Source organism: Okeania hirsuta, from assembly GCF_003838195.1.
Classification (GTDB): Bacteria; Cyanobacteriota; Cyanobacteriia; order Cyanobacteriales; family Microcoleaceae; genus Okeania; species Okeania hirsuta.
The window spans coordinates 1-2,203 of the sequence record NZ_RCBY01000511.1; the positions used below are offsets into that span (position 1 = coordinate 1).

General features: G+C 38.4%; 2 protein-coding genes. Both read left to right on the forward strand.

Annotation, left to right across the window (positions count from 1 at the left end; all coding sequences use genetic code 11):
• Positions 1-155: 155 nt before the first annotated feature.
• A complete protein-coding gene (locus tag D5R40_RS38635; RefSeq protein ID WP_205127379.1) occupies positions 156-425 on the forward strand; it encodes a hypothetical protein in 270 nt (89 codons plus the stop codon).
• A gap of 748 nt (positions 426-1,173) precedes the next feature.
• The gene (locus D5R40_RS32340) at positions 1,174-1,890 is read left to right on the forward strand and encodes a hypothetical protein (protein ID WP_124155832.1); all 717 of its coding nucleotides are present in this window, start codon (positions 1,174-1,176) and stop codon (positions 1,888-1,890) included.
• Positions 1,891-2,203: the final 313 nt, after the last annotated feature.

The following is a 2,203-nucleotide window of genomic DNA, read 5'->3' on the forward strand; positions in this document are numbered from 1 at the left end:
AATTTTGAACACCGTGTAGACGGTGGGGTATTAAACCCACAAAGAAAATGATAAACAATTCTCGCCTCTCTCAAAACTATGGAGACTATCGAGCAATTACGGCAAATTTATCAGTCAGATTCTTAAACAATATATTCTGAAAAAAAGTGTAAATTTTGTTTATTTCCCTAATGCCTTTTGTTCCTATTCTTAAAGGTGGAGGAGAAGAAGCAATTGTGAGAGAAGCGTTGCAACTTTTGCGGGAGGATGAACAACTTTCAGAATTAGAAAATTTACTAGAATTTTTTGCTACATTTGTATTAAAGAAGCGGTCAGCTCTCAGTAATCAGCAGTCAGCAAGATTATTTTTTAACGTGGGAGAAGGGGATTTCAACCCCTATCCTGCCGCGGGGTTGCAGGGGAAACCCAGATCTGCTAAAAGCTGATAGCTAAATAGTACAAAAAATAATGAGGTGGGATATGGCAGTTTTACAACAATCTTCTTGGTATCAACAAATTTTACAAGAGGGAGTAGCAATTGGCGAACAACGAGGCGAACAAAGAGGAATACTTTCTGGAATATAACTAGGATTAGAATTGAAATTTGGTGAATCAGGAAAGGAGATATTTTCAGAGATTAATGCTATTGAAAATATTCAGGTTTTATAAACAATTCTCACCTCTGTCAAAACTGTGGAAATTATCGAGCAATTACGGCAAATTTATCAATAGTATTGGCTGCTGGGAGTAGCGATCGCTCCCAACTTCTAATACACATAAATTATGCAAAGGCACTATACATAAAGTCTGGCAAAGCGCGATCGTTCCCAATACCTTTATAAATACACAATCAATGTTCTATGAAAATATTTTATTGATTCAAAAATTTACCCCAATCAAACTTAGGCCAGGTACGATGAAAATTAAAGGCTGACAAACTTACAAAAAGCATTGATAGATAAACGGTTGAGCGTTTTATGCCAGAGATTTATGGAAGGAGGAATGTTCGCGGGTGTTGAAAATAGTTACTTAATCCGGAAAAATGAAAAATTACTTGTATAAATAAGATTCAGAAGATTTACGAAAACGATGTTACTGTTATGAAAATTTGATGAAGTTGGCAAAATGCTCTTGACAGTAGGGGGGGAAGAATAGAATGAAAAAAATTTAAACAAATACAAGAAACATACCATTATGAAAAATTGGAAGAAAATTGGTCAGTCAATTGCTACTGGCGCTGGCGCTGCTCTACTAGCTTCCTTTGCCAACCTGTTGGCGCCAACAAGCGAAGCAAGAGCTTTTACGTTAAAGTACGATGAGGATGGTGTTCATGTTACCCGAATAGAAGGACTATCTGTGGGTGAAGATACTTTTAACGTAGATTTTATAAATGGAACTTTTGAGCAAGCGTATGGTGTTACCCTAGAAGAGTTTGATTTCTTTGAAGATAATCAAGCTTCTGAGCTTTTTAATTCTATCCAGAAATCACTAGGCGCTGAGTCGCTTTATATATCTGATTCAGAATATGATTGGGAGCAGGGATTGTTTGTGTTTGATGTAGCTGTAGACTATTTCTTTCTACCATTTCTGATGACGGATGGCGGTGTGACTGCAGGGACAAGAAGCTTCTTTCTTGAGGGTAATTGGAAATTAGAATTGGATGATCTTGTAAGTGTGGGGGAACTTGGAGATTATGTGAATGAGAACGATTTCATGTGGGCTGTGTGGTCGGTGGGGGAACTTGGAGATTATGTGAATGAGAACGATTTCATGTGGGCTGTGTGGTCGGTGGCGGAAGCGGGAGATGGTGCAGGAGAGGAGGTGTCAACTCCCGAACCCTCTCTAATTTTTGGTTTGACCGCACTAGGCGGTTTAATGCTAGGTAGCAATGCTAGGAAGAATAAAAGCTAGAAAGAAGAAGAGAGGGGAGTTTACCTTTCTCTTTTTTTTCTTTTATGGTACCTGGCACTTTTCAGTTATCAGTTATCAGCGATCGGCGAACCCAGAAACCCGGTTTCTTGAAGAAACCGGGTTTCTTTGCGTAACTAAACCCTCCCCCTTTTTCAGTTATCAGTTATCAGTTATCAGTAGACAAGAGACAACCCACCCCTAACCCTTTTTAGTTATCATTGGACTTTGGACAAAAAGTAACTAACAGTTAGCGTAATAATTACGCTAATCAAACAGGATAATACCGCTCTATCTCCAGTGAATTTAATCACTG